Source organism: Polaromonas sp. P3_B1, assembly GCF_056402935.1.
The window spans coordinates 1-26590 of sequence record NZ_JBFUGK010000012.1 but is presented as its reverse complement, the minus strand read 5'-3'; the positions used below and the strand labels follow the sequence as shown (position 1 = coordinate 26590).

Below are 26590 nucleotides of genomic sequence, written 5' to 3'. Positions count from 1 at the left end.
CCGGGCAGAACAAGAAGACTTTTATGGCAAAACACCTCGATTTGGAAGAACAGGAACAGCTTGACGAGCTCAAGCATTTCTGGAAACAGTACGGTGACATGATCACCTGGGCCCTGATTGTCGTGTTGGGCGCTTTCGCGGCCTGGAATGGTTACCAGTACTGGCAGCGCAATCAGGCGGCGCAGGCCTCGGTCATGTATGAAGAAGTCGAGCGCTCCATCCAGTCGGGCGATGTAGCCCGGATTGATCGCTCCCTGGCGGACATGAAAGAGCGTTTCGGCGGAACCGCATACGCGCAGCAGGCCGGTCTGCTGGCCGCCCGCGCCTACTATGACAAGGGCAATGTCGACGCTTCGCGTGCCGCCCTGAACTGGGTTGCCGAAAAAGCCTCCGACGAGGGTTACCAGGCCATCGCGCGCCTGCGTCTTGCGGGCCTGCTGCTTGAGAAGAAGGCCTATGACGAAGCGCTCCAGCAGGTCTCGGGCAATTTCCCCAAGGGCTTTGCGGCGCTGGCCGCCGACCGCCGCGGCGACATCTTTGCTGCGCAGGGAAAAAAAGCCGAAGCCAAGGCGGAATATGAAAAGGCCTACAAGGAGCTTGACGAACGCACCGAGTACCGCCGCCTGGTGGAAGTCAAGCTCAATGCGCTGGGCGTAGACCCGGCCGCGAAAGCCAAATCCGCAACCGAAGCATCGAATCCCGAGGTGAAGAAATGATCCGTTCGTCTTTCAGCCTGGCCCATTCCGCGCGAGTGCCGGCCCTTATCCTGCTGGTCGCCGCCTTGGGTGGTTGCTCGATGTTCGGCAGCGGTCCCGCCAAGCCGCAGCCCGCTGAACTCCAGCCGGTGACTGCCCTGGTATCGGCCCGCCAGACCTGGGCCACGCGCGTCGGGCAGGTGAATTTCCCGCTGGATACCGGCGTTTCGGGCAACAGCGTGGCGGTGGCCAGCGGCGACGGCGCCGTGGCCCTGATCGACGCCCAGACCGGCCGCGACGTCTGGCGGTTTTCGCTCAATACCCCGTTGGCCGCCGGGGCCGGTAATGACGGCAAGGTCGTTGCCGTGGTCACCAAGGCCAATGAAGTTGTTGCCCTGCAGGACGGCCGCGAACTGTGGCGCCAGAAGCTGGGCGCCCAGGCCTTCACCGCGCCCTTTGTGGCTGGTGCGCGCGTGTTCGTGCTGGCGGCCGACCGTTCGGTCAACGCCTTTGACGGGCAAACGGGGCGCAAGCTCTGGACCCAGCAGCGCCCCAATGAACCCCTGATCCTGCGCCAGTCCGGCGTCATGCTGGCCGTGGGTGACACCCTGGTGGTGGGCCTGGCGGGCCGTCTGGCGGGCCTGAACCCCTCCACCGGCAGCATTCGCTGGGAAGCCCCGATCGCGACGCCTCGCGGCATCAATGACGTGGAACGCCTCGTCGATCTGGTCGGGCACGTGAGCCGGCAGGGTGACGTCGTCTGCGCACGGGCCTTCCAGGCCAGCGTCGGCTGTGTCAACGCAGCGCGCGGCAACCTGCTCTGGACCAAGCCCGCCAACGGCGTGCAAGGCCTGGACGGCGACGACCGCTTTGTGTTCGGCACCGAAGCCGACGGCAACGTTATTGCCTGGCGCCGCACCGACGGCGAACGCGCCTGGAGCACAGACCGCCTGCGCTACCGCGGCCTGACCGCCCCGGTGGTGGTGGGACGCTCCATCGCCATCGGCGACTTTACCGGCTATGTGCACCTGCTGTCGCGTGAAGACGGCTCACTGCTCAACCGCCTGCCTACCGACGGCACGGCTATCGTTGCAACCCCCGTTCTGGTGGGCAATACGCTGGTTGCCGTGACGCAAGGCGGCGGCGTTTACGGCTTCCAGCCCCAATAAAGGGCCTTGTGGCCCTGTCTGAAATCGATTGATGAAACCTGTCATTGCGCTGGTCGGCCGCCCGAATGTGGGCAAGTCGACGCTTTTTAACCGGCTGACCAAGACGCGGGATGCGATCGTGGCCGACTTCGCCGGCCTGACGCGGGATCGTCATTACGGTAACGGCAAGCTGGGCCCCCACGAGTACATCGTGATCGATACCGGTGGCTTCGAGCCTGACGCGGCTTCCGGCATCTACAAGGAAATGGCCAAGCAGACCCGGCAGGCGGTCGCCGAGGCCGATGTGGTGGTGTTTGTGGTCGATGCCCGTGCCGGCATCAGCGCGCAGGACCACGACATTGCCAAATACCTGCGCAAGCTGGGCAAGCCCACGGTGCTGACGGCCAACAAGGCCGAAGGCATGACAGAAGGCGTGCAGATGTCCGAGTTCTTCGAGCTGGGCCTGGGTGAGGTGCTGCCGGTTTCGGCCTCGCACGGCCAGGGCATGCGCACGCTGGTCGATACGGCGCTCGCGCCGCTGAACCTGCCGGATCCGGAAGAAGAGCCTGAGCCGCAAGACCCTTCCGTTATTCGCCTGGCCGTGGCGGGGCGTCCCAACGTGGGGAAATCCACGCTGATCAACACCTGGCTGGGTGAAGAGCGCCTGGTGGCCTTCGACCTGCCGGGTACGACCCGGGACACCATTTCGGTGCCATTCGAGCGAGCCGGGCAGAAGTTTGAACTCATAGACACCGCCGGCCTGCGCCGCAAAGGCAAGGTGTTCGAGGCCATCGAGAAGTTTTCCGTCGTCAAGACCCTGCAGGCCATCGAAAACGCCAATGTGGTGCTGCTGTTGCTGGACGCCACCCAGGGCGTGACCGACCAGGACGCCCACATCGCCGGCTACATCCTGGAAAGCGGCCGTTCGGTGGTTCTGGCCGTCAACAAGTCGGATGCGGTGGACTCCTACCAGCGCGAGCTGCTGGAGCGCTCCATCGAAACCCGGCTGGGCTTCCTCAAGTTCGCCTCCATCCACGCGATTTCGGCCATCAAGCGCCAGGGCCTGGGCCCGGTCTGGAAGTCCATCGTGCAGGCCCATGCCTCGGCCAACCGCAAGATGTCCACCCCGGTGCTGACCCGGCTGCTGCTTGAGGCGGTGCAGTTCCAGCAGCCCCAGCGCTCGGGCGTGTTCCGCCCCAAGCTGCGTTATGCCCACCAGGGCGGCATGAACCCGCCCATCATCATCATCCACGGCAACTCGCTGGAGCACGTCACCGAGTCCTATAAACGCTACCTTGAAGGGCGTTTCCGCAAGGAGTTCGATCTGGTCGGAACCCCTTTGCGCATCCAGATGAAAAGCTCGCACAACCCCTTTAAGGACAAGGAATCGGCCTAGGACTACATGACCCGGCGCTAGCGCTGTGGTAAGGTCAGGTTCTATTAACTTTTGAACACGGAAAATATCGTGAGCAATAACAAAGGCCAGCTCCTGCAGGACCCATTTCTCAACACCTTGCGTCGCGAGCATGTTCCTGTATCCATCTATCTCGTCAACGGGATCAAATTGCAGGGCCAGATCGAATCCTTCGATCAGTATGTGGTTTTGCTTCGCAACACTGTGACCCAAATGGTCTACAAACACGCGATTTCCACCATCGTTCCGGGCCGCGCCGTGAACTTCGCGACCAACGAGTCTGAAGAAAGCCCCGCCAGCTGAGTTCGTCCGATGCTCCGGTGAGCGCCAAACCCCTCGTGCTTCTGGTGGGGGTTGATCTTGGGCTCCCGAATTTTGATGCCGATCTGCAGGAACTGGGTTTGCTCGCGCAAACAGCGGGCCTGCAGCCGGTCGCGCGCGTCAGCTGCAAGCGCAGGGCGCCCGACGCCGCACTCTTCATCGGCAGCGGCAAGGCTGACGAAATCAAGCTGCTGGCGCTGGACACCGGCGCCACCGAGGTCTTGTTCGACCAGTCGCTGAGCCCGGCGCAGCAGCGCAACCTCGAGCGCCATCTCGATATGCCGGTCAACGACCGCACGCTGCTGATTCTCGAAATTTTCGCCCAGCGCGCCCGCAGCCACGAGGGCAAGCTGCAAGTGGAGTTGGCCCGGCTGCAATACATGTCCACGCGCCTGGTGCGCCGATGGTCCCACCTGGAACGGCAGACCGGCGGTGCCGGCGTGCGCGGCGGACCGGGTGAAAAGCAGATCGAGCTCGACAAGCGCATGATCGGCGACGCCATCAAGCGGACCAAGGAGCGCCTCTCCAAAGTCAAGAAGCAGCGGCAAACCCAGCGCAAGCAGCGCGAGCGCCGCAACTCCTTCACTATCTCCCTGGTGGGCTACACGAACGCGGGCAAGTCCACGCTCTTCAATGCGCTGGTCAAGGCGCGCGCCTATGCCGCCGACCAGTTGTTCGCCACACTCGACACCACCACGCGCCAGCTCTACCTGGGAGACGCGGGGCGTTCGGTCTCGCTGTCGGATACCGTGGGTTTCATCCGCGACCTGCCGCACGGCCTGATAGACGCCTTCGCCGCGACCCTGCAGGAGGCGGCCGACGCCGACCTGCTGCTGCACGTGGTGGATGGCGCCAATCCCGACTACCTCGAGCAGATCGAGCAGGTGCAGCGCGTGCTTTCAGAGATCGGCGCGGCCGACGTGCCGCAAATACTTGTCTTCAACAAGCTGGACGCCATTGAAAAGGACAACATGCCCCTGCAACTGCAGGACATGTTTGAACTCCGGGACGCATTCGAGAGCTCCAGCCGCAGTGCTGAACGGGTGTTCGTGAGCGCCCGGACCGGCGAGGGCCTGCCGCTTTTGCGCGCCTTGCTGGCCAGCCACGCGGCGGCGTTGCCGGCAGAGGAAATCCCCTTGGCGGCCGAGGACCTTGCCTGACAGGGCAGTTTCATTAGGCACAATGTCGGTGTAACGAAAAAAAGTGAGTTTGATCCCATGAATCTGAACCCCGTGCTGCAGACTTTGACGACCTTGCCGGGCCGGCTCAGGCAACGCGCCCAAGGCATGTTCAACCTCAATGATCCGCGCTGGGGCCGGGACGAAGACAAAGCCTCGTCCGACGACAGCAAGCCGGAGGCGCCCCGGGATGACAAGCAGCCGCAGCGTCCCCCCAGCCGTCCGCAAGGGCAGGGCCCCAACCAGGGCCCGCCCGACCTCGACGAACTCTGGCGCGACTTCAACCGCAAGCTGGGCGGGCTTTTCGGCGGCGGCAAAAACAACAACCCCAACCGCGGCGGTTTCGGCCGCGGCAACGGCGGCGGCAATAACGGCGGCTTCCAGCCCGACATGAAAAGCGCCGGCATAGGCGTCGGCCTGATCGCCAGCGTCGCCGTGCTGATCTGGCTGGGCACCGGCTTCTTCATCGTCCAGGAAGGCCAGCAGGCCGTCATCACCCAGTTCGGCAAATACCACTCCACCGTGGGTGCGGGTTTCAACTGGCGCCTGCCTTATCCCGTCCAGCGCCATGAGATCGTCGTGGTCACGCAGATCCGCTCGGTGGACGTCGGCCGCGACGTCATCATCAAGGCCACGGGCCTGCGCGACTCGGCCATGCTGACCGAGGACGAAAACATCGTCGAAATCAAATTTGCCGTGCAGTACCGCCTCAGCGACGCACGCGCCTACCTGTTTGAAAGCAAGGACCCCGCCGCCGCGGTGGTGCAGGCTGCCGAGACCGCCGTACGCGAAGTTGTCGGCAAGATGAAAATGGACTCGGCGCTCGCCGACGAACGCGACCAGATCGGGCCGCGCGTGCGCACCCTGATGCAGACCATCCTGGACCGCTACAAGGTCGGTGTTGAAGTCGTCGGCATCAACCTGCAGCAAAGCGGTGTGCGCCCGCCCGAGCAGGTGCAGTCGGCGTTTGACGACGTGCTCAAGGCCGGCCAGGAGCGCGAACGCACCAAGAATGAAGCCCAGGCCTATGCTAACAACGTGATCCCGCGTGCGGTGGGTTCCGCCTCGCGCCTGAAGGAAGAGTCCGAAGCCTACAAGGCCAAGATCGTGGCGCAGGCCCAGGGTGACGCGCAGCGTTTCCGATCGGTGTTGGCTGAGTACCAGAAAGCGCCCCAGGTCACGCGCGACCGCATGTACACCGACGCGATGCAGCAGGTGTATACCAACGTCACCAAGGTGCTGGTCGAATCGCGCCAGGGCAGCAACCTGCTGTACCTGCCGCTGGACAAGATCATGCAGATGACGTCCCAGGGCGACGCCGCTGTTTCAGGCGACACCCCGCTGATCCCCGGCTCGGCTTCGCCCTCCACGGTGCCCGCCGCGCCGACCTCCAGCCTGCCACCCCTGGATGCCCGTTCGCGCGATTCCGCCCGCTCGCGCGACCGTGAAACTCGCTAAGGAAAACGATCGTGAATAGAGTTGGATTTATTGTTTCCTCGCTGCTGGTGCTCCTGGCCTTGCTCAGTTCCACGCTGTTCGTGGTCGACCAGCGCCAGTTCGGTGTGGTCTATGCCCTGGGCCAGATCAAGGACGTGGTCACCGAGCCCGGCCTGCATTTCAAGATGCCGCCGCCTTTCCAGAACGTCTCCTACATCGACAAGCGCCTGCTGGTGCTCGACAGCGTCGACGCTGAGCCCATGCTGACGGCCGAAAAGCAGCGCGTCGTGATCGACTGGTATGTGCGCTGGCGCATCACCCAGCCCAGCGACTACATCCGCAATGTCGGCCTGGACGAAAAAGCCGGCGCCAACCAGCTCAGCCGCGTGGTTCGCAACGCATTCCAGGAAGAGATCAACAAGCGCACCGTCAAGGACCTGCTCTCGCTCAAGCGCGAAGCGCTGATGGCCGACGTCAAGCGTGAAGTGCTGCAGGCCGTGCAGGGCGCCCAGCCCTGGGGCGTGGACGTGGTCGACGTGCGCATCACGCGTGTGGACTATGTGGAGGCCATTACCGACTCAGTCTACAAGCGCATGGTGGCCGAGCGCCAGCGCGTGGCCAATGAACTGCGTTCCACCGGCCAGGCCGAAGGCGAAAAAATCCGCGCCGATGCCGACCGCCAGCGCGAGGTGACCATCGCCAATGCTTACCGCGATGCGCAAAAGGTCAAAGGCGAGGGCGATGCCGAAGCCGCCCGCACCTATGCCGAGTCTTTCGGCCGCGACCCGCAGTTCGCCCAGTTCTACCGCAGCCTCGATGCCTACAAGGCCAGCTTCAGCAAGAAAAGCGACGTGATGGTGCTGGATCCATCCTCGGACTTCTTCAAGGCGATGCGGGGCCCCGGCACCGGCAGCGCCGCGCCCGCCAAAAAATAAGCCGCGTGGACGGCAACACCTTCTGGCTGGCGCTGGCCCTGATGCTAGTCATCGAGGGCCTGTTGCCTTTCATCTCTCCCGGCGGCTGGCGCCGCATGTTCGAGCAGATACTCACGCTGGGCGATGGCCAGATCCGCTTCTTCGGGCTGTGCAGCATCGCATTGGGGTTGATCCTGTTGGCCGTGCTGGCCTGAATCGCCTCCACCGCCCAGGCACTATTTCGCTCCGGGGGCCTTATCAGCCTCCCGCAAGCCAAAAAGCGGTCCCAAGCCCGGTAAAATGCTGTTTTTAACAGCCCACGAAAATCACAATGCCCGCCTGGTCGTCATCATGGCAATTGCCCGATCAAATTGCCGATGTCCTGCCCTCCGAGGCGCGCCACATCGAAGAGCTGCGCCGCCTGTTCCTGGATACCGCCCGCAGCTATGGCTATGAACTCGTCATGCCGCCGCTGCTCGAGCACCTCGAGTCGCTGCTGACCGGCACCGGCGAGGCCCTGGACCTCCAAACTTTCAAACTGGTCGACCAGCTTTCGGGCCGCACCCTGGGCCTGCGCGCCGACACCACCCCCCAGGTTGCCCGTATCGATGCCCACCTGCTCAACCGCAGCGGTGTGGCTCGCCTCTGTTACTGCGGTCCGGTGCTGCATACCCGCGCCGACCGCCCCCACGCCACCCGCGAGCCCCTGCAGTTCGGCGCTGAAATCTACGGCCATGCCGGCCTGGAGGCCGACCTCGAAGCCCAGCAGCTTGCGCTTGAGGGCCTCAAAGCCGCCGGCGTCACCGCATTGAGCGTCGATATGGCCGACGTGCGTATCGTCAATAGCCTGTTGGCCGGCGCGACCGTCAGCGGCAAAACACTTGCGCTGATCCACACCGCACTGGCCGCCAAGGACGCGAGCGAACTCGACAGCCTCACGGCCAGCCTCAAGGACGGCATTTCCAGCGAAGCGCGCCACGGCCTCAAGGCGCTGCTGCAGCTCTACGGCGACGAAAAAGTCCTGGCCGAGGCCGAAAAAGTCCTGCCGCCCTCGACCGGTCTGAAAGCCGCCTTGCAGAATCTCAAATGGCTGGCGGCTCATACCGGCGGTGAAAAGGGTGAGGTCAAGGTCAGCTTCGACCTGGCCGACTTGCGCGGCTATGCCTATTACAGCGGCACGCGCTTTGCCATCTACGGGCAGGGCGCCGAACTGGCACGAGGCGGTCGCTATGACGAGGTCGGCGCCGTGTTTGGTCGCAACCGTCCGGCCGCAGGCTTCAGCCTGGATCTGAAGGAACTCGTCAGCGTGCTGCCACCCCGGCCCCTGAAGGCCGCCATACGCGCACCCTGGAGCGAGGACGCCGGCCTGCGTGCCGCCATCGCCCGCCTGCGCGCAGGCGGCGAAACCGTGGCCTGCGTGCTGCCCGGCCACGAGCACGAAGTCAACGAATTCGATTGCGACCGCGAACTGGCCCATGCGGCCGGTCAATGGGTGGTCCAGCCCCTGAAGAAAGCCGCGTGAGGCCCCGTGCCTTGCGTCCGGCTTGATCCCAACACACCTTAACGAGAGTTGAAATGACAAACAAACAAACCGCAGACGCGGGCCGCAATGTCGTGGTCGTGGGCACCCAGTGGGGCGACGAAGGCAAGGGCAAGCTGGTTGACTGGCTCACCGAAATGTCGCAAGGTGTGGTGCGCTTCCAGGGCGGCCACAACGCCGGCCATACGCTGGTCATCAACGGCGTGAAGACGGCGCTGCACCTCATCCCCAGCGGCATCATGCGCCCCGGCGTGAAGTGCTATATCGGCAACGGCGTGGTGCTGTCGGCCGCCAAGCTGTTTGAGGAAATCGAAGGCCTGGAAAAAGCCGGCGTCGAAGTGCGTTCACGCCTGCGCATCAGCGAGGCCTGCCCGTTGATCCTGCCTTTCCACGCCGCGCTCGACATCGCGCGCGAAGCCTATCGCGAGAAGGGCGGCACCACCAAGATCGGCACCACCGGCCGCGGCATTGGCCCCGCCTACGAAGACAAAATCGCCCGCCGCGCGCTGCGCGTGCAGGACCTCAAATACCCCGACCGTTTCGCCGCCAAGCTGCGCGAGTTGCTGGAGCTGCACAACTTCGTGCTGACCGGCTATCTGCATGCGCCGGCCATCGACTTCGACACCGTGTACGCCGAAGCCATGCGCCACGCCGAACTGCTCAAACCCATGATGGCAGACGTCTCGCGCGAACTCAACGACGCGCACCGTGACGGCGCCAACCTGCTGTTTGAAGGCGCGCAGGGCACCTTGCTCGACGTCGACCACGGCACCTACCCCTACGTCACCTCCAGCAACTGCGTGGCCGGCAATGCCGCCGCCGGCGCCGGCGTCGGCCCGGGCATGCTGCACTACATCCTGGGCATCACCAAAGCCTATTGCACCCGCGTGGGCGGCGGGCCTTTCCCGACCGAACTTGACTGGGAAAAGCCCGGCACCGTGGGCTACCACCTGAGCACCGTGGGCGCCGAAAAAGGCGTGACCACCGGCCGCAGCCGCCGCTGCGGCTGGTTTGACGCCGCGCTGCTCAAGCGTTCGGCCCAAGTCAACGGCTTGTCGGGCCTGTGCATCACCAAGCTGGACGTGCTCGACGGCATCGACGAGCTCAAGCTGTGCACCGGCTACGAGCTCGACGGCCACATCACGGACATCCTGCCCATGGGTGCTGAGGACATCGCCCGCTGCAAGCCGATTTACGAAACCCTGCCGGGCTGGAGCGAAAGCACGGTCGGCGTCACGGAGTACGACAAGCTGCCCGCGGCCGCGCAAAAATACCTGCACCGCATTGAGGAAGTCACGGGTGTGCCCATCGACATGATCTCCACCAGCCCGGACCGTGACCACACCATCCTGCTGCGCAACCCGTACGCCGCTTGAGCGGTGATGAGCGGTTACCGGCCACAGCCTTAGCCCAACAAGCCTGCCGCCCGCCGAAAAGGGTGCGGGCTGCGAATACACCAGGAATCAGGAGCGCCCCATGTTGACAGAAGACGGCAAGCATCTCTACGTGAGCTACGACGAGTACCACAACCTTATCGAAAAGCTGGCCATCAAGATTCACCAATCCGGCTGGCAGTTCGACACCATCCTGTGCCTGGCCAGAGGCGGCATGCGCCCCGGCGACATCCTGTCGCGCATCTTCGACAAGCCGCTGGCCATCATGTCCACCAGCTCCTACAGAGCCGACGCAGGCATGACGCAGGGCAACCTCGACATCGCCCGCTACATCACCACCCCCAAGGGCGAGATCGCCGGCAAGGTGCTGCTGGTCGACGACCTGGCGGACACCGGCCACACGCTCAACGCGGTGATCCACCAGCTCAAGAACAACTACCAGCCCATCACCGAGCTGCGCAGCGCCGTGATCTGGACCAAAGGTGTTTCCACCTTCGAGCCCGACTACTCGGTCGAGTTGTTGCCCACCAACCCCTGGATTCACCAGCCGTTTGAGGGCTACGACTCTCTCTCTCCGGCCCAATTGATGGCGAAATGGAAGATTTGAGCCCCCACGCTTTTCACTGCGTCTTCGACTTCGTGTAATGCGCGAGGCCTTGCAGGCCGCGGCTCGCGAGACGCTTCGCCTCTGTCGCCCGTCCAAGCCTGCGCAGGCAGGCTTGGAGCCGCGGGCTCCAGCCCCTCGGGGGGCGCTGCGCCTGCGGCCCGGCAAAGCCGGTTCCGCGGCCCCTGCTGGAATAAGAGGGGCCATGGAAAAGTACTGTTGTTCTCAGCGATTCCGGGCTTGCCGTTAACATGCGATCATGAGTGAAACATCCACCACCCTGATCCACCATCCCTACAAGCCGCCTGCCGGGTTTGATGCCATCCCGCCAGGGGTTTACAAGGCTTCCACCATCGCGTTCCCCACCGTCGCCGCGCTGCGCAGCCGCGACTGGAAACACAAGACCGGTTACACCTACGGCCTGCACGGCACGCCCACCACTTTCACGCTGGAAGAGCGCATCGCCACCCTCGAAGGCGGCAAGTACTGCACGCTGGTGCCCAGCGGCCTGGCGGCGGTGGTTTTGGTTGGCATGGCGCTGCTCAAGGCCGGCGACGAACTGCTGATCCCCGACAACGCCTACGGCCCCAACAAGACCTTCGCGCAGGGCGAACTGGCCGCCTGGGGCATCACCCACCGTTTTTACGACGCGATGAACCCGGCCGACCTGGTTGCCAAGCTGGGCCCCAAAACGCGCCTGGTCTGGATCGAGGCGCCAGGCTCCATCACGCTGGAATTTCCTGACATGCCGGCGCTGGTCGCGGCCGTCAAGGCGCACAAGAATGCGCACCCCGCCGGCATCGTGACCGCGCTGGACAACACCTGGGGGGCGGGACTGGCCTTCAACGCCTTCGAGCTCGGTCTCGACATCTCGGTCCAGGCCCTCACCAAATACCCCAGCGGCGGCGCTGACGTGCTGATGGGCTCCGTCGTCACGCGCGACGAAGCATTGCACCACCTGGTGCACTTTTGCCATATGCGCGTCGGCTACGGCGTGGGCGGCAACGATGCCGAACTCGTGCTGCGCGGCCTGAACAGCATGGCCCTGCGCTATGCGGCCCAGGATGCCGCCACGCGGGAGCTGGCCGGCTGGCTGGCAGGTCAGCCGCAGATCGCCACTGTACTGCACCCAGCTTTGCCCGGCTCGCCCGGCCACGATGTGTGGAAACGCGACTGCAAGGGCGCCGCCTGCCTGATGAGCGCCGTCTTCAAGCCGGAGTTCACCCAGGCGCGGGTGGACCGGTTTTGTGACAGCCTGAAACTTTTCAAACTGGGTTACAGCTGGGCCGGCCCCATGAGCCTGTGTGCGCCTTACGACATTGCGGCGCTGCGCACCACCCCTTGGCCCCACAAGGGCGGCCTGGTGCGTTTCTCTGTGGGCCTGGAAGCCGTGGCCGACCTGCAGGCCGATATCGCCCAGGCCCTGGAAAAAGCCTGATCCAAAGCCCAGCCAAACACCCAGCCAAAAGCCTGGCATGGCGTGACGGCAATGCAGTACAGTAAGGGTTACCTCCTCACGAAAGCACGCAGTGGCAACTCCCAATTACTCGTACGAAAAGCGCCAGAAAGAGCTCGCGAAAAAACGCAAAAAAGAAGAAAAGCTCAAGCGCAAGGCTGAGGGCAAGACGGATGATGCGCCGGATGACGGCGCCGACACCACAGGCGACGTTGCAGGCGACACCCCCCCTGCGGATCCCGCCGCTTGAGTTACCCGCTTTCCAGCAAAGGCGGGCGAGGGCGCTGAGGCCTGCCAACAACCCGGCACACCGTGTGTGTTGCCGGGTTTTTTCTTTTTTAAGGGCCGACGTTTCGCCGCCAGACTATTTGGGCAACCAGCCCAGTCCCCTGGCATGCAGGCTCTGCACATACAGCCTGTCCGCCGTCTCCGTCACCGCGGTTGTTTCGGGATAAGCGCCCGCAGGGTCCTGCAGGTCGGCCACCACTTTTCCATCTTCCGTGAACGCCACCACGTGGCCGTAGGCCTTGGGAATGGGCCACAGGGCACGTGGCAGGCGAAGCGTGAGCTTGCGCATAAAGGGCTTGCCGGCCATCCCGTCAATTTTCGGGTTGCGCGGTTTGACCAGGCCCACCCAGACCTTGCCGTCCAGGCCGCGCATCAGGTTATCGGGGTAGCCCGGCAGGTTGTCAAAAAGCGGCTTGAGCCCCGCCTCGGTCTTGCGGACATCCAGTTCCCGCGCTTCCACCGGCAGCTTCCAGATACGGTACTGCCCCGTTTCGGCCACGAACAGCGAGCGCTCGTCCTGGCTCAGGGCCACGCCATTGGCAAAGCTCAGGCCTTTGGCCACGATGCGCGTGGCCCGGGTCGCCGGGTCGTATTCGATCACCCGGCCCGTGGCGGACTGCTCCAGGATGTCGAGAATGCTGGCTTCGAAGGTGCCTCCCCACTCCTTGGCCCCAAAGCGGGTGGAGGCGTCGCTGACATACACCTTGCCGTTGCGCGCCACCACCACCGCATTGGCATACAGGATCGGCGTGCCCGCGGCTTTGTCGGCCAGCACCGTGATTTTTTTGTCCGGCGAGATCGACAGCAAGCCCTTGAACGCATCGGCGGCGACGAGGTTGCCGGCCGCGTCGAAATCAAAACCCAGCACCCGGCCACCGGTATTGACCACGACCTCCTGGCCGCTGCCGTCCGGATTCATCCGCAGGATGGCGCCGCCGGCAACGGCGGCGTAAAGCTTTCCGTCCCTGGCCACGACCAGGTGCTCGGGGCCTTCTGCGCTCCCCAGCGCAATGATTTTCAGGTTCGCCAGTTTGTTGTTGACCGCGAAAGCACCGGTGTAGCCGGGCGCCGCAGGGGCTTCCCAGCTTTGCGGTTCTATGGGCACCGGCCACAGGCACAGGTAGGCGGCCAGCCCGGCCAGGACAATGCCGGCGGCGGCAAGGGTTTTTTTCATGCTGTTTTCTCCTCCTTGAGAATGGTCCGGGCCAACTCCGCCATGGCCTGCCTGGACCGGTCGGCCGCATTGAGCTGTATGGCTTTGGGGTACTGGCTGAAGTTGCGCTCCATGGAGCGCGCATAGCCCGGGTCGTAGTGCAGGGTGAGCAGCTCCCGCACCACCGGGGCCGTGCCGCCGGCGCGTGCGCGGGCCTGCCAGTCCTGCACCGTTGCCTTGCCGCGCATTTCCGTCAGGGCGCCCAGCCGTTCGCAGAAAAACGCCGTGTCCCTGACGAAAAAGTCGTAATCCTCGAGCAGCAGCGCCACGCGCTCGTCCTCATCGAGATGCAGGTCCAGGCAAGGGCTGACCCGCATAGCCGCGATCAGGCTGTCCGGCACGGCCACATTGCCGACTTTTTTGCTTTCGCTTTCGACATACACCGGCCTGGCGGGGTCAAAGCCCCGCAGGGTCGACCAGATACCGCTGTCAAACGCCTTCTGGCTGGGCTGCTGCACGCCGGGAATCGCGCCCAGCACCGAGCTGCGGTGATTCGCGAGCGCCTCCAGGTCGAGCACCTGCGCACCTTCGGCCGCCAGGGCCTGCAGCAGCCGGGTCTTGCCTGAGCCGGTGGGGCCGCAGATCACCCGGTAATGGAGGCTCGCGGCCAGCTGCGGCAGGTCGGCCACCAGCGCCGCCCGAAAGGCCTTGTAGCCGCCGTCAACCAGCGTGATCCGGAAACCGATCTGGTCCAGCACCAGCGCCAGCGAGCCGCTGCGCTTGCCGCCGCGCCAGCAGTAGATGAGCGGCTGCCACTCGCGGGGTTTTTCGAGCACCTCGCGCTGAATGTGTTCTGCGATGTTTTTCGCCACCAGCGCCGCCCCCAGCTTTTTGGCCTCGAACTGGCTGATCTGCTTGTACCTGGTGCCGACGATTTTTCGCTCTTCGTCGTGCAGGCTGGGCCAGTTCAGTGCGCCGGGCAAGTGGTCCTCGGCGTATTCGCCCTCGCTGCGCGCATCGATGATGTCGGAATAACGGCCCAGGGTGGCCAGCGCTTCCTCGGCGGAAATCCGGTCCAGGCTCACTTGAGGAGCTTCTTCAGTTCGGGCCACACATTGGCCAGCATGCGGGCCTGCGACTGTTCGTTGGGGTGGATGCGGTCGGCCTGGAAGGCGGCCACCGGATCGGCGGCGTCCGCGATGCCCTTGAGGAAAAACGGCACCAGCGCCACTTTTTCCGCCTTGGCGATCTTGGGGAACAAGCCTGCAAAACTCGCCGCATAGGCGCTGCCGTAGTTGGGCGGCACCTGCATGCCGACCAGCAACACCCGCGCGCCGGCCTTTTTGGCGGCCTGGGTCATCGCGCTGAGGTTTTGCTCCGTCATGTCCAGCGGCAGGCCGCGCAGGGCGTCGTTGCCGCCCAGCTCAAGCACCACCACGGCGGGCTTGTGCTGTGTCAGCAGCGCCGGCAGCCGGGAACGGCCGCCCGAGGTGGTGTCGCCGCTGATGCTGGCGTTGACGACTTTGGCGCTTTTCTTTTCGCTGGCGATCTGCTTTTCCAGCAGCGGCACCCAGCCGGTGCCGCGCTTGAGGCCGTATTCGGCGCTCAGGGAGTCGCCGACAACCAGGATGGTGTCGCCGCCCTGGGCGGCAGGGGCGGGCGTCTGCGCCCGGGCTCCCGGGGCCGCGCCCAGCAGCGCGGCCATCAGCAGCGCCGCCAAAGGTTTTACGAGGCGCGCCAGGGCCTGGACGGCAAGCTTGGTAAAGTCGGATTTCATATTTTTTGACGAGGCTGACATGTTTGAACCCGCGGTGAATGGCGTGAATGATGCTTCTGTGGCCTCCACGGCGCCCGGCATGGCCGGTGCGGCTGCAAAGCCTGAGGCATCAATTATTTCCGTGGAGCATGTTTTCAAGTCGGTCACCGACTCCACCGGCACATTGGCCATTTTGCGCGATATTGACTTCGCGCTCGCCGCGCGCGAAACCGCTGCCATTGTGGGCGCTTCAGGTTCGGGCAAAAGCACCTTGCTCTCCATCATCGCGGGGCTGGACACCCCCACCCAGGGCACGGTCAAGCTGGCCGGCCAGGACCTGTTCGCACTCGACGAGGACGACCGCGCGGCCCTGCGCGCCCAGAAGGTCGGCTTTGTGTTCCAGAGCTTCCAGCTCATGGGCAACCTGACCGCGCTCGAGAACGTCATGCTGCCGCTGGAGCTGTCGGGCGCCAAAAACGCCCGCTCGCTGGCGACGGAGATGCTCAAGCGCGTCGGACTGGGCGAGCGCCTGGGCCACTACCCCAAGGTGCTCTCGGGCGGCGAGCAGCAGCGCGTGGCGCTGGCCCGGGCTTTTGTGGTGCAGCCGGCGGTGCTGCTGGCCGACGAGCCTACCGGCAGCCTGGATTTCGCCACCGGCGAGACCGTCATGTCGCTGATGTTCGAGCTCAACCGCGAACTCGGGACCACGCTGGTGCTGGTGACCCACGACCAAGCCATTGCAGCGCGCTGCGAGCGGCGCATCACCATAGACGCGGGGCGGGTGGTTTCGACCTAGGGCCGGCCGACAGGATCAGCGCAGCTTTTGCGCCGCGGCCAGGAATTTCGCCCGGTCATCGGGCCTGTCGATCTGCAGTGCCAGGGCCTTGGCCAGGCCGCCCAGGGTGGTATGGCGCGCCGCTTCCCTGCGCACCAGGGTTCTGGCCAGGGGGCCGATGTACAGGCTCAGCATGCGGTCAAGCTGGGCCTGCAGTTCCGCGCTGAAATACTGGACATTGATGGAGTTCGATGTCCCCGACGGCGATGTCACGCCCGAAGGCCGGCTCATGTCCTGGTGGCGCAGGCCTGAGACCGGCATGGAATGCACTCGGCTGGTCGCACCCGCGCTGGTGGCGCCCGTCATCCCGCTGGCGCCGGTGACGCCCGTGCGTGGGCCGGAGGCGCCCAGCGGCCCTGAGTGCACGGGCGCGCTGGCATTGCGCGGCCGCACAAAGTTTTCGCGCGCCGTCGGGTCGGGGATGGAGACCGCCAGCAGGTCGCGCAGCCCCTGCGCGCTCACCGTGCGCGGCACCGACTTCTTCACCAGCACTTTGGCCAGCGGCCCGATCAGCTTTGCCAGCTCGGCTTCGATGTCATGCACTATCTCGGGAGTGAGGGATGCCAGCGCGGCGAAGGAGGCCGTGTGTTCGAATTCCAGATTGCGTTCCGCCGGCGCCGCCGGGATGGCATTCGGGTCCAGCACCGCATAGATCTCGTGCGAGCGCAGGTGCTTGTCCATGTGCGGGCCGAGATAGTCGAAATGGCCTGCCGCACTGTCGGTGATGCGCGAAATCACGTCGTAGTAGGCGCGCGAGACCACTACCTGGTTGGGCTTGGCGAAGTCCATGATGCGCTGGGCCACATTGATGCCGTCGCCCACCACATTCACCCGGTTGTTGATGTCGAACACCATGCGGATGGGCCCCAGGTGCAGGCCCACGCGCAGCGACAGCTTGCGGCCGTATTTCTGTGCCAGCAGGTCGCGCAGCAGCAGCGCCGACTGCAGCGCCTCCTCGGGGTCGCCGAGGAAGCAGATGGCCGCGCCGTCGCCGGTGTCGATCATGATGCGCGAGGACTCATTCACGCCGCCTACGGCCTTGGTGATCAGCTCGTTGAACAGCGACTTGACCACGACCTGCTGCTCCACCGAATAGGTGGAGTAAGACACCAGGTCCAGGAACATGATGGTGCCGAGCACGTTCTTGCGCAGGTTCTCGGCGCTGTTGAGCGGTATCGACTGCGAATTGGCGGCGTAGGCGAGCAGCGCGCTGTCGGGCGGTGCGGACACTGTCCTGACTTCAGCGGATGCCGGCGCGGGCGCGGGTGACGCAGGCGGGGCGGGTGGGGCAGGCGGCGTGGGCGGCGCCAGCACGCTGGCCGCGCGCAGTGTCTGGGTCTTCAGAAAGTCCGAGCTCATCAGCGCCTGGCGCAGCGCCGCGATGTCCTGCGGCCGCTGGGTTTCATTGGGCGTCATTGCCCAGTCGATCGCGCGCAGCAGCGGCGCGCCGAAGACCACCGCGCTGGCGGTGTCGGCGGCCTTGGGCATGCTGTCTTCGCGCACGCGCGATGCGGACTCCATGGGCTTGTGGCCTGTCGTCATCCAGTACATCACCGCGCCCAGCGAATAGACGTCCGTCCATGGCCCCTGGTGGCCCTTGCTGTGGTACTGCTCGAAAGGCGCAAAACCCGGGCTCACGATGTTGGTCATGTCCTGGTTGCCGGTCAGGCGGCGTGCCGCGCCGAAGTCCAGCAGCACCGGCGTGCCGTCGGCGCGGATATAGATGTTGTCCGGCTTGATGTCGCGGTGCAGGAAGTTCACCTTGTGCACGGCTTCCAGGCCGTCCATCAGCGGGTAGATGATCTTCAGCAGCCCCTGCTGGTCCAGCGCCGGCTGCTTGGCCAGCCAGCGCTTGAGCGGGTCGCCCGACTCGTACTCCATCACGATGTAGGCGGTGCCGTTTTCCTTGAAATAGCGCAGCACCCGCACGATGTTGGGATGGCGAAACGACGCCAGCGCGCGCGCTTCGTCGAGGAAACGTTCCAGGCCCCACTGGAACTGGCCCTTGTTTTCGCCGGAGCGGACGTGGACTGACAGGTCGGCCGAGCGCACGGCCAGGTCACCCGGGAAGTATTCCTTGATGGCCACCGGCAACTGCAGGTTGATGTCCTGGGCCAGGTAGGTGATGCCGAAGCCGCCGCCGCCCAGCATTTTTTCAATGCGGTATTCGAAGATGGTTTGACCCGCCGCCAGCGCGGCAATATCACCGCCGCCACCACCACCGCCGCCCCCACCCCCGCCAGGCGAGGGAGGGCCGGGGCGCACGGGCTGGGTCCGGGTCTTGTCTTCGGGATCGGTCATTCGGGCGTGGTCGTCGTCAGTTCGAAGTCCAATGAATCTCAGTCGCCGCGGTCAATCATCTGCATGGCTTTTTCCAGGCTGCGGCGCATGCGGTTGAAGGAGCTGCCCAGCACCGCCATCTCGTCCTTGCCGCCGTCGGTGAATTCGGGCACCTCGAAGTCGCCGGTGCTGATCTTGTCGGCGGCCTGCGACATGCGGCGTATCGGCCGCACGATGAGCCAGCTCAGCATCAGGTTGAGCACCACGAACACCACCGCGAACACCGCGGCCAGCGACGCCATGAAGGTCTTGAAGGCGCGGTCGGCGTTGCGGATGGGGATCTCCATCGGCACCGTCACCACCTGCGCTCCGATGATTTCGTTGTGCTTCCAGCCGAAGCCATTGGCCTCGCCGTAAATTTTGACCATGCTGGCCGGCGCGGCGGCCGGCACGCTGTGGCACTGCAGGCAGGCCGCGTTCGTGATCTGTATGGGCTTGGCGATATAAAGCAACCGGCCCGTGGCCGCGGCCCGCTCGGAGATCAGCTCTTTGGAGTCGGCGTTCTGGCGGAACTGCTGGACGATGTCAGCTTCCCAGTCGGTGGCGCGGTCGCGCGGGTTGGTCGGGTTCAGCGTCGCTTCCTTGTAGCCGTAATCCCGGTACTTCTTCTGGACGTGGCCCAGGGTTTCGGTCGCGGCATACGCCGGCACGGTCTGCGGCAGGAAGACTTCTTCAAGCTGCTTGTCCAGGTGGGGCTTGATCTGCTCCACCGTGTAGGCGCGCACCGAGAGGGCGGTGTCCATCATCAGCCTTGCGTTGCGCAGCACTTCCTCACGGGCGTTTTCCTGCAGCAACTGACGTGACATAAAGCCCGCTGCGCCGAAGCCGGCCAGGAACACGACGATCAACACCAAATTGAATTTAAGCCTTAATCCCATAGCGTCCCCAACTGCGTTATTGTGAAAAATCGTCGGGCCGGTGCTGGCCACAAATTGTTACTATTTTAGACTTACCCTGTCCGCATTGTGACCGCCGGTCGGCCCTGATGCACCGGTAGTAATGCCAATAAGACGCAGTTGACGGCCTGGGCGGCGCCGTTTAGACAGTGAAGAGGTTCCAGGGGCTGCAGTGATAATCCCTGCATGTCCTCTTCTCCCAAAGTCCTTTTTGGCTTCCATGCCGTCGGCGTCCGCATCAAAACCGCGCCCAAGTCCGTTCTCGAGGTGTTTTTCGATGCGTCGCGCCGCGACGCGCGCATGCGCCAGTTCACGGACCGCGCCCGCGAGGCCGGCGTGCGGCTGATCGAGTCCGACGGCCTGCGCCTGGCCAAAATGTGCGGCAGCCATGGGCACCAGGGGGTGGTGGCCCGGGTTGACGCGCTGGCCCAGGTCAAGTCGCTCGATGAGCTGCTTGAGCAGCTTGAAGAGGCCGGCACGGCCCAGCCCTTGCTGCTGGTGCTCGACGGCGTCACCGATCCGCACAACCTGGGCGCCTGCCTGCGTGTGGCCGACGGCGCCGGCGCCCACGCCGTGATTGCCCCCAAGGACCATGCGGCCGGCATCAACGCCACCGTCGCCAAGGTCGCCAGCGGCGCGGCCGAAACAATGCCTTATTTCATGGTCACCAACCTGGCCCGCACCTTGGGCGAACTCAAGGAACGCAATATCTGGTGCATAGGCACCAGTGACGACGCCGAAAAAACCATTTACGACGTGGACCTGAAAGGCCCGGTCGCCCTGGTGCTGGGCGCTGAGGGCGAGGGCATGCGGCAGCTCACGCGCAAAACCTGTGATGAACTGGTCAGCATCCCCATGCGCGGCGCGGTGGAAAGCCTGAATGTCTCCGTTGCCAGCGGCGTTTGTTTGTATGAGGCCCTGCGCCAGCGGCGTTAAGGCCAACCGGGCTTAAATCAAGCCGTACCAGCCCAACAGCGCCCCCGCGCCCAGCAACCAAAGCAAGTGGATGCGGCTGCGCCAGACGATGAGAGCGGTGGCCGCCGTCACCAGCCATACCGGCCAGTCTTTCAGCGAGCTGCCGTTGGCAGCGGCCAGAATCCAGCTCGTGGCGATCAGCAAGGCCACCACGATGGGGGCCATACCTTGCTTGAAGGCGCGCACCGCCCGCAGTTCGCGGTTGCGGTGGCCCCACTGCGCGGCCGTGTAGGTCAGCGTGGTGCTCGGAATCAAAATGCCCAGCATTGCCAGGAACACGCCCAGCAGCCCCGTCAGCATGCCGCCGGCATTCAGGCCCACGTTCCAGCCCAGCAAGGCGATGAACAGCACGTTGGGTCCCGGCGCCGACTGCGCGATGGCGATGGAGGCGTTGAACTGGGCGTCGGTCAGCCAGTGCTGCTTGTCGACCAGAAAGCGGTGCATGTCGGGCGCGGTGCTGATGGCCCCGCCCACCGACAGCAGCGACAGCGAGAGGTAATGCAGGAACAGGTCAAACCATTCCCGTGCGCCGAAGGCCAGGTGCAGCGTCTGCAATGGTTCGTTCATGGCTGGAGCTTCCGGTAGGCCAGCACGCAGGCCGCAAGGCCCAGGCTCAGCAGCACGTAAGCCAGCGGAATGCGCAGCAGCGCGATAGACACAAAGCACAGCACGCCCAGGCCCACGCACAGGTGCATGCCCAGCACGTTTTTCTGGAGGGCGCCGAAAAGCTTGAGGCCGGTCGCACCGATCAGCCCGGCCGCCACCGCGCCCATGCCGCGCAGCGCGCCCGCCACACCGGGGTGGCCGGCAAACTGGGCATACAGCACCGCCAGCAGCAGCACCAGCACCAGCGGGAGCGTCAGCATGCCGGCCAGCGCCGCCATCGCGCCCTTGAGGCCGAAATAGCGCCCGCCCACCATCAACGAAAGGTTCACCACGTTGGGGCCCGGCATGATTTGCGCCACTGCCCAGTCTTCAATGAACTCCTCACGTGTCATCCAGCGTTTTTTTTCGACCAGCTCGCGCTGCACGACAGCGAGGACGCCGCCGAAACCCTGAAGGGCCAGCAGGGTGAATGAAACAAAGAGGTCGGTGAGGGACTTGGGTTGCGGATGCTCTTCCGCGGGCATGGGGCTCATAGACCCATTATCGCCGTGCGCATCGCGCGCCCTGATTCGTTTGCGAGAAGCCGAGGCGCTTCATCTGCTATTAAAACGATAGCTCGCCGATCGTGGTTCACGAGGGCTTGTGCCTGCAAATCCGGAAACCGCCGGGCGCTGTACGCCTAAAGCTTTAGCTCCCAGGTCTCACCCACCAGCTTATGGCCAAAGCCCTGGTAGGGCTCGCTCTTGACCAGTTTGAAGCCGCGCTTCGCATAAATCGCGCGCGCCGCCGCCAGGCAGCTGTTGGTCCACAGCACCATTTTTTTGTAGCCCTTGGCGCGTGCGAACGCGATGCATTCGTCTGACAGCCGCGCGCCCAGGCCCAGGCCGCGCGCGCCCGGCGTGAGAATCAGCATGCGCAGTTGCGCCACCGTGGCCGACTTGCGCACCACGAACACCGCGCCCACCCGCTCGCCGTCAAGCTCCGCAATCCAGCACTTTTCGCAATCGGGCTGGTGGTTCTTGAGGTATTTGCCTGCGATGTCGGCCACCAGCGCCTCGAACTCGCTGTTCCAGCCGTATTCGCGCGCGTAGATTTCGCCGTGCTGCTGCACCACCCAGCCCATGTCGCCGGGCTGCGGGTCGCGCAGCACCACGGTGCGCGTCGCCGCGGCCTCGCCGGGACCCGCCAGCAGGCGCTGCACCGTCGCCATGGCGCTCACCACCTTGCGCTGCTCATCCGGGGCCAGCCCGGCCAGCAGGGCGGCCGCTTCGTCGCGCGACTGCTGCTGCAGCGGTGCGAACACCGCGTGGCCGGCTTCCGTCAGCTTGAGCAGGCTTTGCCGCGCATCGGCAGGAGAAGGCACGCGCGCCAGCCAGCCTTTGGATTCAAAGCGCCGCAGGATGCGGCTCAGGTAGCCCGCGTCCAGCGACAAATCGCGCCCCAGCTCGGTGGCCGTCGGCTGGTCGCGGTGGGCCAGTTCGTACAGCACCCGCACCTCGGTCAGCGAGAATTCGCTGCCCAGGTAAGGGGCCAGGACGCCGATGCGCTGGGTGTAGAAACGGTTGAAACCGCGAATCGCCTTGATGTGCGCCGTGGAGGGCGCCGGCGAGGGGAGGGTAGTGGAACTTGAAGAGGCCATGACGGCTATCATCAAGCAATTGATTGACAAAGTCAAGTAATTGGGGTTTGCCGTACTGCCCGCTTGCGAGCCCCAGCTTCAGATCACCCTGCGCGGGGCCGCGGTGGCCGCATCGCCGCTGTTGGGCGCGCCCGTCGGCTCTATCAGCAGTAGCTGCGCCTCCTGCGCCGCGCGCGGCCGGTGCCGCACGCCGCGCGGCACCACATAAAGCTGGCCGGGCTTGAGGATCACGGTGGGGCTGCCTTCGATGTCGATATGCAGCTCCCCCTTGAGCACCAGGAAGAAGTCGTCGCTCTCCGGGTGCGAATGCCAGCTGTACTCGCCTTGCACCTTGACCACCATCACGTCGTGGCCGTTGAATTCGCTCACGGTGCGCGGCTGCCAGTGGCCCTCAAAGCTCGCGAGCTTGGCCTGCAGGTCTATGGCGTCGGTTTTCATGGAACTCCTCTTGTGTGTGGTGAAAGACAAGAGTCTGCTTGTCCGCGCCTGCCGCGTCTTGTACGATTGTTTCATGCACCATGCCCAGGAACCCACCTCACAAGACTGGGCGCGCTTTCGTCCCGGCGCTTTAGCCGGCGTGACGCAGATGAAGGCCCACTTCACCGAGCACAGCTTTGRACGCCACAGCCACGAAACCTATTCCATAGGCGTCACCGCCTCCGGCGTGCAGACCTTTCATTGCGGCGGCACGTTGCATGCCAGCCTGCGCGGCGACGTCATCCTCTTCAACCCCGACGAGCCGCACGACGGCCAGCGCGGCACGCAGGAGGGCTTTGGCTACAGCATGCTGTATGTGGCGCCGCAGGTCGTTGACGAGTGCCGCGACAGGGAGGCCGGCGTCGACATGGCCGCCTACTTCCGCCAGCCCGTGGTGCGTGACGCGGCCATGGGCCGTGCGCTGGCGCAAGCCATAGGCGCGGCCGGGCAGGCCCAGGAATCGTTGCGCGCCGAGGAACTCACGCGTGATGTGCTAGTGCGGCTGCTGCAGCGCTATGGCGAGCGGCGCAGCGCGGGCGAGGGCGGCAAGGACGCCGGCGCGGCCCGCATGTCCCGCATCCGCGACTACCTGCGCAGCCACTACGACCAGGACATCACCGTGGAGGCCCTGGCGCGCGAGGCCGGCCTGTCGCGCGTGCACCTGACCCGCGCCTTCGCTCGCCAGTTCGGCGTGCCGCCCCATATTTACCTCAACGCCGTGCGCCTGGAACGCGCCCAGTCAGCCATGCTGGCCGGCCATAGCCTGGCCGAAGTGGCCGCCGCCTGCGGCTTTGCCGACCAGAGCCATTTCAGCCGGCGTTTCAAGGGCAGCGTGGGTTTGGCGCCTGGGGCCTGGTTGCGGCAGATGAAGGTTGGGGGCTAGCCAAACTATGCCAGTGCCTCAATATCTTTCATATACCGGAAAGGTCGCTACCGTGGCGCTTTCCGGCGCTGCGGCACTGGTCGTGTCCTTGCTTACGGCCCTTTATACGATAGTGCTCTGTGGCAGTTCTCTGGGCGGTACGGCAATCAGTGTTGTTTTCGGCTTGGTCGCTTTGGTAATGCTGGTGATGCTCGGCTATGGTTTTCGGAGATTGTCGTGGCTGCTTAGGGCATTGGCGGGAGTGGTATTGCTTGCCGGAAGTTTTCTGCTCTTGCCGCGTCCGACATGTGCGGCCCAGCCTCAAGCAAGCACGGACTGCCGATGACCCATCGAAGCAGGGTTAACCCACTGCCAACCTTAGGCTTTCAACTGTGTGGCTGACTGGTTTCCTCGCTGGGTATATCTGCGTCCTGCTGCCTGGTGCTTTTTTCCTGGCAAGCGGAGATTCCGAGCCTGTTGGGGCGCCGGCATCTGTGTTGCTTCTGGGTTTTATCGCTGCCTGGCTTGCTTGTGCCGCCTACTGGCTGGCCGGACAGATGTCTCGCCGTTCGCCTAAGGGTGCTGTTTCGCTGATTTCCGGTGCCCTTAGTTCCGCGGCATTGCTGGTGGCTTTGACTTGGATGCAATCCGACGTTTCAGGCTGGGCGTCGCTATTGATTGCCGCGGCGATAAGCATGGTCGTTGCCGCCGGCGCATCATTTTTTGCACCGGCGCGAGCCCGACAGCAACCAGCATTGAAATGAAGACAACAAAGCGCCTCATCATTGCATTCGCCGGCTGGATACTGCTCGGTCTTGTCGTCCTGGTCTATAAGGGGCCGTACGCCCGCGGTACAGCGCTCTTCACGGTGTGGTCCCTGTACTCGTTCGCTGCTGGAATCTGGGTCCTCATGCCTCTGCTGAAAATAGTCAGTGCGGCCATGGACAAGGAGAAGGCGCGCGGGTCAACCCATGCGGATGAAAGCTAGCGCTTGAGGCTTATGTACGAAATCACTCGTCATCAAGAGCAGCGTTCGCTCATCTCGCTCAGGCGCGACCGGATCGACGACAACGCCATCCAGGGATTCGTCATCGGCACCTCGGATGATCTGGTGCTTCTTCAGTATGTCTACGACTTCCGTCTTGATGGACTCATGGTTCTGGCTGTTGCCGACATCACGGAGGTTCGTTGCACTGCAACGGATAGATTCCAGCAAACCCTTCTGGATACGGATGGGCTTGTAGCGCAGGTTCCGTTTGGACTGCGAATCAATTTGGAGGACTGGAGATCCGCCATCGCTGATCTCGCACACGGGTATCCGCTGCTGATTCTTGAATGCGAGCGCCTGGAGGCGCCGGACTTCGTGATTGGAAGGGTGAAAGAAATGGCGCATGGCGAGGTGCGGCTGGAGTGTTTTTCAGGCGCCGCAAATTGGGACGAAGAGCTGGTGAGCCTCAAGTACGAGGACATCACCTCGTGCCAGGCGGGTACAAATTACACCAATGTCTACCAACGGTACTTTGAGCGAAACGCCGCCTGAGACTCGGTGCCACCTCAGGGCGTGAGGTGCTGTTCTGGTGTCTTTGAGCCGAAAGTGTCCATTGCTGCGATTACCCGGCCTGGCTAAAAGAGGGATGTGACAACTTCCGCATCCTCAACCCAATGACAAACATCACCATTGAATACCGCCACAACTATCCGCTGGACCCGCTCGATGTCGTCCGTGTCTTCGACCAGTCCGGCATCAAGCGGCCGACGGGCGACCTGCCCCGGATCGCGCGCATGTTCTCCGCGCCCAGTTTGCTGCTGTCGGCATGGGTGAACAATGAGCTGGTGGGCCTGAGCCGTTCGCTGACCGACCATGCCTACTGCTGCTACCTCTCGGACCTTGCCGTCGACAAGAAATACCAGGGCGCCGGTATAGGCAAGGAACTCATCCGGCGCACGCAGGCTTTGATCGGGGACCAGGTGTCCCTGATACTGCTGTCCGCGCCAGACGCCATGTCTTACTACCCGGCGCTGGGCTTCGAGCAGGCCGGCAACGCGTTTGTCATCCGGCGTAAGCAATAAGGTTGCGGCAACGCCTGCGCACTCAGCAAAACGCGGCGTTCTCCTACACAATGTTACTTTTCGCTTGGCTATATTGAGGGCGCGGCCTCTGTTAGAGATCGCACCTCTCCGCTGGTATTACCAGTTTTAAGGCCCGGGCCGCCCGGGTTTTTTTTTGCCCGGGCCGCCGCGATGCTGTATTTATACGCAGTAAGCTTTATTTGCCTGCCGTGACCCTGCCGGCCATTTGCCAATGAGCAGGATGTTCTCCGTCATGACCCGTCCCACCGCGCTCCCCGACGATTCCGTCAGCATCGAGCGCTTTCGCCTGCTGGTGGATTCCGTGGTGGATTACGGAATTTTCATGCTCGACCCAGGCGGCCACGTGGTGTCATGGAACGCCGGTGCAAGCCGCATCAAGGGCTATAGCGCCGACGACGTGATCGGGCGGCATTTCTCCATGTTTTATACGGACGAGGCACGCGCCACGGGGTGGCCGCAGCAGGAGCTTGAGTTCGCCAAAGCAAGAGGCCGCTTTGAGGACGAGGGTTGGCGAGTCCGCAAGGACGGCTCGCGGTTCTGGGCCAATGTGGTCATCACCGCCTCACCGCCT

29 protein-coding genes are annotated in these 26590 nt (G+C 64.1%); 20 read left to right on the top strand and 9 right to left on the bottom strand.

The genetic code is table 11. The features are described from left to right. The first annotated feature begins 23 nt into the window (after window positions 1-23). From AC1DXS_RS08990 to AC1DXS_RS08930, 13 genes are all read left to right on the top strand, one after another. A complete protein-coding gene (locus tag AC1DXS_RS08990) occupies window positions 24-716 on the top strand; it encodes a YfgM family protein (RefSeq protein WP_477737170.1) in 693 nt (230 codons plus the stop codon). Further along, window positions 713-1864 (top strand): outer membrane protein assembly factor BamB, encoded by a 1152-nt coding sequence (bamB, locus tag AC1DXS_RS08985; protein ID WP_477737169.1) that lies wholly within the window; start codon window positions 713-715, stop codon window positions 1862-1864. Before AC1DXS_RS08990 ends, bamB begins: the two co-directional genes overlap by 4 nt. A 31-nt stretch (window positions 1865-1895) precedes the next feature. Beyond that, window positions 1896-3239: a ribosome biogenesis GTPase Der gene (der, locus tag AC1DXS_RS08980; protein ID WP_477737168.1), complete on the top strand. Its 1344-nt coding sequence runs from the start codon at window positions 1896-1898 to the stop codon at window positions 3237-3239. A gap of 51 nt (window positions 3240-3290) precedes the next feature. Then, window positions 3291-3560, top strand: a complete 270-nt coding sequence (gene hfq / locus AC1DXS_RS08975; protein ID WP_411883131.1) for an RNA chaperone Hfq — start codon at window positions 3291-3293, stop codon at window positions 3558-3560. Beyond that, window positions 3557-4738, top strand: coding sequence for a GTPase HflX (hflX, locus tag AC1DXS_RS08970; protein WP_477737252.1), 1182 nt, complete (start codon window positions 3557-3559; stop codon window positions 4736-4738). The genes hfq and hflX overlap by 4 nt, the downstream gene beginning before the upstream one ends. 57 nt (window positions 4739-4795) lie before the next feature. Then, window positions 4796-6214 carry an FtsH protease activity modulator HflK gene (gene hflK, locus AC1DXS_RS08965; RefSeq protein WP_477737167.1) on the top strand — a complete coding sequence of 473 codons (1419 nt, stop codon included), beginning with the start codon at window positions 4796-4798 and terminating at the stop codon, window positions 6212-6214. A gap of 11 nt (window positions 6215-6225) precedes the next feature. Further along, on the top strand, window positions 6226-7128 hold the full coding sequence (gene hflC / locus AC1DXS_RS08960) for a protease modulator HflC (RefSeq protein WP_477737166.1): 903 nt from the start codon (window positions 6226-6228) through the stop codon (window positions 7126-7128). Between the two features lie 5 nt (window positions 7129-7133). Further along, on the top strand, window positions 7134-7322 hold the full coding sequence (locus AC1DXS_RS08955; RefSeq protein WP_477737165.1) for a DUF2065 domain-containing protein: 189 nt from the start codon (window positions 7134-7136) through the stop codon (window positions 7320-7322). A 116-nt stretch (window positions 7323-7438) separates the two neighbouring features. Continuing rightward, complete coding sequence (locus AC1DXS_RS08950) at window positions 7439-8629, top strand: ATP phosphoribosyltransferase regulatory subunit (RefSeq protein WP_477737164.1); 1191 nt, start codon at window positions 7439-7441, stop codon at window positions 8627-8629. Between the two features lie 53 nt (window positions 8630-8682). After that, window positions 8683-10023, top strand: coding sequence for an adenylosuccinate synthase (locus tag AC1DXS_RS08945; RefSeq protein WP_477737163.1), 1341 nt, complete (start codon window positions 8683-8685; stop codon window positions 10021-10023). Window positions 10024-10123: 100 nt separating this feature from the next. After that, complete coding sequence (locus AC1DXS_RS08940; RefSeq protein WP_477737162.1) at window positions 10124-10648, top strand: phosphoribosyltransferase; 525 nt, start codon at window positions 10124-10126, stop codon at window positions 10646-10648. 256 nt (window positions 10649-10904) lie between these two features. Further along, the gene (locus AC1DXS_RS08935) at window positions 10905-12083 is read left to right on the top strand and encodes a PLP-dependent transferase (protein ID WP_477737161.1); all 1179 of its coding nucleotides are present in this window, start codon (window positions 10905-10907) and stop codon (window positions 12081-12083) included. A gap of 91 nt (window positions 12084-12174) precedes the next feature. Further along, on the top strand, window positions 12175-12351 hold the full coding sequence (locus AC1DXS_RS08930; RefSeq protein ID WP_477737160.1) for a hypothetical protein: 177 nt from the start codon (window positions 12175-12177) through the stop codon (window positions 12349-12351). A 114-nt stretch (window positions 12352-12465) separates the two neighbouring features. Here the strand turns inward: AC1DXS_RS08930 and AC1DXS_RS08925 are convergent, their stop codons facing one another. From AC1DXS_RS08925 to AC1DXS_RS08915, 3 genes are read right to left on the bottom strand one after another with little or no spacing between them, the layout of a single operon-like run. Further along, a complete protein-coding gene (locus AC1DXS_RS08925; RefSeq protein ID WP_477737159.1) occupies window positions 12466-13563 on the bottom strand; it encodes an SMP-30/gluconolactonase/LRE family protein in 1098 nt (365 codons plus the stop codon). Continuing rightward, on the bottom strand, window positions 13560-14627 hold the full coding sequence (mnmH, locus tag AC1DXS_RS08920; RefSeq protein ID WP_477737158.1) for a tRNA 2-selenouridine(34) synthase MnmH: 1068 nt from the start codon (window positions 14625-14627) through the stop codon (window positions 13560-13562). Before mnmH ends, AC1DXS_RS08925 begins: the two co-directional genes overlap by 4 nt. After that, window positions 14624-15247 (bottom strand): arylesterase, encoded by a 624-nt coding sequence (locus tag AC1DXS_RS08915; RefSeq protein WP_477737251.1) that lies wholly within the window; start codon window positions 15245-15247, stop codon window positions 14624-14626. Before AC1DXS_RS08915 ends, mnmH begins: the two co-directional genes overlap by 4 nt. A 151-nt stretch (window positions 15248-15398) precedes the next feature. Here AC1DXS_RS08915 and AC1DXS_RS08910 point away from each other — a divergent pair, with 151 nt between their 5' ends. Continuing rightward, window positions 15399-16094 (top strand): ABC transporter ATP-binding protein, encoded by a 696-nt coding sequence (locus AC1DXS_RS08910; RefSeq protein WP_477737250.1) that lies wholly within the window; start codon window positions 15399-15401, stop codon window positions 16092-16094. A 15-nt stretch (window positions 16095-16109) separates the two neighbouring features. Here AC1DXS_RS08910 and AC1DXS_RS08905 read toward each other — a convergent pair whose 3' ends face one another. After that, window positions 16110-18434 carry a protein kinase domain-containing protein gene (locus AC1DXS_RS08905; protein WP_477737157.1) on the bottom strand — a complete coding sequence of 775 codons (2325 nt, stop codon included), beginning with the start codon at window positions 18432-18434 and terminating at the stop codon, window positions 16110-16112. 38 nt (window positions 18435-18472) lie between these two features. Next, window positions 18473-19324, bottom strand: coding sequence for a c-type heme family protein (locus tag AC1DXS_RS08900; protein WP_477737156.1), 852 nt, complete (start codon window positions 19322-19324; stop codon window positions 18473-18475). A 231-nt stretch (window positions 19325-19555) separates the two neighbouring features. Here AC1DXS_RS08900 and rlmB point away from each other — a divergent pair, with 231 nt between their 5' ends. Further along, window positions 19556-20305: a 23S rRNA (guanosine(2251)-2'-O)-methyltransferase RlmB gene (gene rlmB / locus AC1DXS_RS08895; protein ID WP_477737155.1), complete on the top strand. Its 750-nt coding sequence runs from the start codon at window positions 19556-19558 to the stop codon at window positions 20303-20305. A 12-nt stretch (window positions 20306-20317) separates the two neighbouring features. Here rlmB and AC1DXS_RS08890 read toward each other — a convergent pair whose 3' ends face one another. The 4 genes from AC1DXS_RS08890 to AC1DXS_RS08875 form a co-directional block, all read right to left on the bottom strand. Continuing rightward, complete coding sequence (locus tag AC1DXS_RS08890; RefSeq protein WP_477737154.1) at window positions 20318-20911, bottom strand: chromate transporter; 594 nt, start codon at window positions 20909-20911, stop codon at window positions 20318-20320. Continuing rightward, entirely contained in the window at window positions 20908-21483 is a 576-nt protein-coding gene (locus AC1DXS_RS08885) for a chromate transporter (RefSeq protein ID WP_477737153.1), read from the bottom strand. Before AC1DXS_RS08885 ends, AC1DXS_RS08890 begins: the two co-directional genes overlap by 4 nt. Window positions 21484-21629: 146 nt before the next feature. Then, on the bottom strand, window positions 21630-22589 hold the full coding sequence (locus tag AC1DXS_RS08880) for a bifunctional helix-turn-helix transcriptional regulator/GNAT family N-acetyltransferase (protein ID WP_477737152.1): 960 nt from the start codon (window positions 22587-22589) through the stop codon (window positions 21630-21632). 78 nt (window positions 22590-22667) lie between these two features. Further along, a complete protein-coding gene (locus AC1DXS_RS08875; RefSeq protein ID WP_477737151.1) occupies window positions 22668-23027 on the bottom strand; it encodes a cupin domain-containing protein in 360 nt (119 codons plus the stop codon). 73 nt (window positions 23028-23100) lie between these two features. Between AC1DXS_RS08875 and AC1DXS_RS08870 the strand changes: the two genes are divergently transcribed. The 5 genes from AC1DXS_RS08870 to AC1DXS_RS08850 form a co-directional block, all read left to right on the top strand. Next, entirely contained in the window at window positions 23101-23949 is an 849-nt protein-coding gene (locus tag AC1DXS_RS08870) for a helix-turn-helix domain-containing protein (protein WP_477737150.1), read from the top strand. Between the two features lie 616 nt (window positions 23950-24565). After that, window positions 24566-24916 (top strand): hypothetical protein, encoded by a 351-nt coding sequence (locus tag AC1DXS_RS08865; protein WP_477737149.1) that lies wholly within the window; start codon window positions 24566-24568, stop codon window positions 24914-24916. A gap of 12 nt (window positions 24917-24928) precedes the next feature. After that, window positions 24929-25468 (top strand): hypothetical protein, encoded by a 540-nt coding sequence (locus AC1DXS_RS08860; protein ID WP_477737148.1) that lies wholly within the window; start codon window positions 24929-24931, stop codon window positions 25466-25468. 122 nt (window positions 25469-25590) lie between these two features. Continuing rightward, entirely contained in the window at window positions 25591-25998 is a 408-nt protein-coding gene (locus AC1DXS_RS08855) for a GNAT family N-acetyltransferase (protein WP_477737147.1), read from the top strand. Between the two features lie 253 nt (window positions 25999-26251). Further along, a partial coding sequence (locus AC1DXS_RS08850) for a PAS domain-containing protein (protein WP_477737146.1) occupies window positions 26252-26590 on the top strand: 339 nt, incomplete at its 3' end.